Source organism: Sodalis-like endosymbiont of Proechinophthirus fluctus (assembly GCF_001602625.1).
Classification (GTDB): domain Bacteria; phylum Pseudomonadota; class Gammaproteobacteria; order Enterobacterales; family Enterobacteriaceae.
On sequence record NZ_LECR01000015.1, the window covers coordinates 9,786 to 13,672 of the forward strand.

Consider the following 3,887-nt stretch of genomic DNA (forward strand, 5'->3'; position numbering starts at 1 on the left):
AGGAAAATTTATGCCGGCAGATCCTATGTATTCCCAGACACCTGTAGCCGCAACGCAGGAGCACCACAGTGGGCACGGATATGGCCACCCGTCCCCTGGTGCGGAAACAGGCGCATATAGATGCCTGCTAGCGGCTTTTGTCGTCGCGGCGCTGTTCATGCTTGTCGAGGCGGTCGGCGGCTATCTATCAGGATCGCTAGCGTTGCTGGCTGATGCAGGGCATATGCTGACCGATACCGCCGCCCTGCTGATGGCGTTACTAGCGATACACTTTGCTACCCGCCAGCCTAATAGCCGTCACACCTTCGGTTATCTACGTCTGACCACGCTGGTAGCGTTTCTCAATGCGCTGGCGCTGCTGTTTATCACGGTAATGATCATCTGGGAAGCTGCGCATCGCTTTCTCGCCCCTCAGCCTATTGCNGGCTGGACCATGATGTCCATCGCCGCCACCGGGCTGGTGGCGAATATTTTATCGTTCTGGTTGCTGCACCGCGGTGGTAGCGGCGAAAAAAATATCAATCTGCGGGCGGCGGCGCTGCACGTTTTAGGGGATTTGCTCGGCTCGGTCGGCGCCACTATCGCTGCGTTAGTTATCCTCTATACGGGCTGGCTACCCATTGACCCGCTGCTGTCGATTCTTGTTTCTTGTCTCGTGCTGCACAGTGGCTGGCAGTTGCTACGTGAAAGCCTGCAGGAGTTGCTGGAAGGTACTCCACAGCAGTTCGATATTGAGAAACTTAAGCGCGAAATGACGCGCAACATTCCTGAAGTGCGCAATATTCATCATGTCCATCTCTGGCAGGTCGGCGAGCGGCCTTTGATGACTCTGCATGTGCAGGTTATTCCGTCGCGCGACCAAGACAGGCTCTTGCACCACATTCAAAATTATCTGCTAGAGCACTATCACATTGGGCATGCGACCATCCAAATAGAGTATCAACGCTGCGAAGAAGATAATTGCGTGATTAATTAGGGCGAGATGAACCTGCACGCCTATCACCATCATTAACGTTGCCGCTCACTTTTTCTCCTTTTGTCAGCAACAGTCGATCGTAAGTTGAAGGTGGTTGGCCGGTAAACGCCGGTAGCTAAAAATCAAAAGTTGATCGCCGACTGCCGAACAAGGATAAACCGGACATGGCGGTGGACTCAAACGACAATAATGAAGTGGCTAGCTAGGGTAGCCCATTTGTCAAGCGGTGGATCATCAGCACGGGGACCGGCAGAGGGTATCGTCGCTGATCTCAACCACAACGGGTTGGCGAGGCAAATCGAGCCAGAGAGGTAGGTGTGTATGTCCGCCTACGTGTCTGCTGTGGAGCGATACGCACAGCTTGTCGCGAGCGCGAGGGGTCGCGACGAGGATGATCGCGCAGTAGCGTGCCCAGTGCTGCAGATCTCCCCCGTACATGATACGATGATCTATACGTACATGATATGATCCATAGGCGCGATACTGCACTCAAAGACGTGATGATGTAAAAACACCATAGACGTCATGGGGCTTTTTGCCAACAACGCATCCCGCAGCTACAAAAGGTGCCCCGCCACCTGAGCCTCGGTTCCCCCTCTATGGTAGCATCAGGCCGGATGGAGACACAATTCTCTAAAATCTTCTACAAAAGGTAGTGGCGCGTTTTTCCCATCGGTACAGTAGAATGCGTTCAAGACGGTGTGTATAGCTTGCCCTATTATCAGAATTCCCCAGTAGGATGCGGAGGGATAGGTTGTCAGTCGGGCTGCTATCGCCGTATAGCCCTCTATCTCGCTATTATCTATCAGGTCACCGGTGAGGACAAGAACGTCCGGCGCGATAATATCAAGACATGCTAAGGCACGGTCCTGTCTGGACAGGTTATCGTTATCGTCTGCTACATGAATGTCTGAAATTTGAGCGATAACCACGTCTGGCTTCTGTCATCGAGTCTGATATGGCCACGTGCCGACGGTTTGCAGCTTATTAAGCCGCAGTCGTCAGCTCAGGAGCACCTCCACGCTGTGATCTTTGCGACGCTCAAGATCGGCCGTGAAAGCCAGCATATTCAGAGGTACCAGCGCCAACTGACGCACAACTTCTTCGACCCATATCTCACGCCCTGTTCAAACCCAGCTGCGATAGCCTCCTTGAGCCTGTTCATCGCCATCCACGGACAATGCGCGCAGGTTACGGCAGGTTGCGCCCTTCCCTGGCGGTCAGTGCCGCTAATAAGGTCTTCTTCGGGCACGCTCTGCTATATTTTGAAAAAAATACTGCAATCGGTGTAGCCACAATTATATCTGCTGCTGCGGTAAGTTGTTGGCCGCCTGAATCAGTTGGCTGTTGGAACCAACCGCATCGGCCAAACCGACTACTGTCTGCCGTGATTCAGAATGGACTACACGGCCGCGTCGGGATAGAGTCTTTTCATGCAGCGCGCACCTGGGTCTTAAATTCATTATGCACAATGCTGGCGCTTTGCCAGCACAGTATATCCTCACTGGTCTGTTTTTACACATAGCGGCTAAGATGGCGGTCCAGCGCCCAAATAATCTTCTCTCCCAGACTGTCGAGTTGATCGATAAGCTCAACCAGTGATACTGGACGGCATTACCTGGCCGCCGCGCATTGACCGCGGCAGAGATGTTCAAGTATATAAAACCCACCGTTCGCATCGCAAATCGTGCCGAACACTAACTCCAGACAGCTGAGATCGAGCGAACATTCCGCGTACAACGCGCTATATTCAACACATCTGCCATGTAGCAAGCCGCTGGCTTCCCCTCCAGCGGCTAGATCTCTCCGGATTGGTACAATATTGGTACAATATTGGTACAATATTGGTACAATAGTGGGCCACAATAACCGCTTTGCACGCCTTTAGCAAACTTGCGGTGCGCTCCCGTAAACCTGCCTTTTCCTCCTATATCAATGCCGCGAGTTTGGAGAGCAGGAGAGGGTAAATAGTGGCAAAATTGTCGATTAGTTCACTCATCGCTGCTCTTTTGGCGCTACGAAGCCGCCGCCGCGCAGGGCCATTAAGAAAATAAGTTACTTGCTGGCGAAAGTCTATATTTTGTATGCTAAATAAAAATACAAGATTTATAGCCCGTTTTCGCGCCTATTTTGTGATTTTTGGCTAAAATGTTTAGTAGGTAATACAGACGCATCTTCAAATCGTGTGTTATTTGACCATCCGCGTACACGACGGCGGCTAAAACATGGAGAGTGAAAGATAAGGTAACCAGACGAAAGATGGTGAGTCGTGCAAGACTCGAACCTGCGACTAATTGATTAAAAATCAACTGCTCTACTATCTAAGCCAACGACCCCAACACCTGATGACAACTGAGGCCAGAGAAATCAGCTTTCCCCGAGCAATGACGATGCGTATTACTTATTTATAAATTTTGACGCAACCATTAATTAGTTCAAGTGCGGTTCAACTACCCAATCTTCTAGCATTCTGACCCGTTTTACGCTGCCCTTGCCCCGTTCAGACCCGTCATGATTACAGTCCAGCCAGATGTTTCTGCGCCTGCTTAGCTGCTTCAGCGCTGGGATACAATTTTCTAACCTGCTGATAAACCGCCCTGGCTTTATCTTTCTGGCCTTTTTCCTGCATGATGAAGCCTACCTTCAACAGTGCGTCGGGCGCTTTAGGGGACTTCGGATAGGTCTTCGCCACCATGGCGAAATAATAGAGCGCATCGTCTTTTTTACCCTGATTATAATTAAGCTGCCCAAGCCAGTAATTAGCGTTAGGTTGATAGGTGGAATCAGGGTAATGTTTAACAAAGTTGCGGAATGCGCTAATGGCCTGGTCGTACTGTTTTTTCTCCAGCACCAGCAATACCGCATCATTATAGTCGGTGTTGGCGCTGCCGCTGCTGCTGGTTTCCCTATC

The 3,887-nt window shown here is 51.1% G+C and carries 3 protein-coding genes, 1 tRNA gene and 2 pseudogenes; 2 read left to right on the forward strand and 4 right to left on the reverse strand.

Features of this window, described 5'->3' with window-relative positions; all coding sequences use genetic code 11:
- Positions 1-25: 25 nt before the first annotated feature.
- Both BG74_RS15825 and BG74_RS15830 read left to right on the forward strand, forming a co-directional pair.
- On the forward strand, positions 26-423 hold a 398-nt coding region (locus BG74_RS15825), incomplete at its 3' end, for a cation diffusion facilitator family transporter (protein WP_256364185.1).
- Between the two features lies 1 nt (position 424).
- Positions 425-976: pseudogene (locus BG74_RS15830) on the forward strand (cation diffusion facilitator family transporter); the annotation flags it as partial.
- 608 nt (positions 977-1,584) lie between these two features.
- Here BG74_RS15830 and BG74_RS19355 read toward each other — a convergent pair.
- From BG74_RS19355 to ybgF, 4 genes and pseudogenes are all read right to left on the reverse strand, one after another.
- Positions 1,585-1,908, reverse strand: coding sequence for a metallophosphoesterase family protein (locus BG74_RS19355; RefSeq protein ID WP_066596147.1), 324 nt, complete (start codon positions 1,906-1,908; stop codon positions 1,585-1,587).
- 69 nt (positions 1,909-1,977) lie between these two features.
- Positions 1,978-2,975, reverse strand: a pseudogene (gene nadA / locus BG74_RS20200) (quinolinate synthase NadA).
- Between the two features lie 261 nt (positions 2,976-3,236).
- A tRNA-Lys gene (locus BG74_RS01735) sits at positions 3,237-3,312 on the reverse strand.
- Between the two features lie 179 nt (positions 3,313-3,491).
- Positions 3,492-3,887 (reverse strand): tol-pal system protein YbgF (gene ybgF / locus BG74_RS15840; protein ID WP_244267145.1); only part of this gene is annotated, 396 nt, incomplete at its 5' end.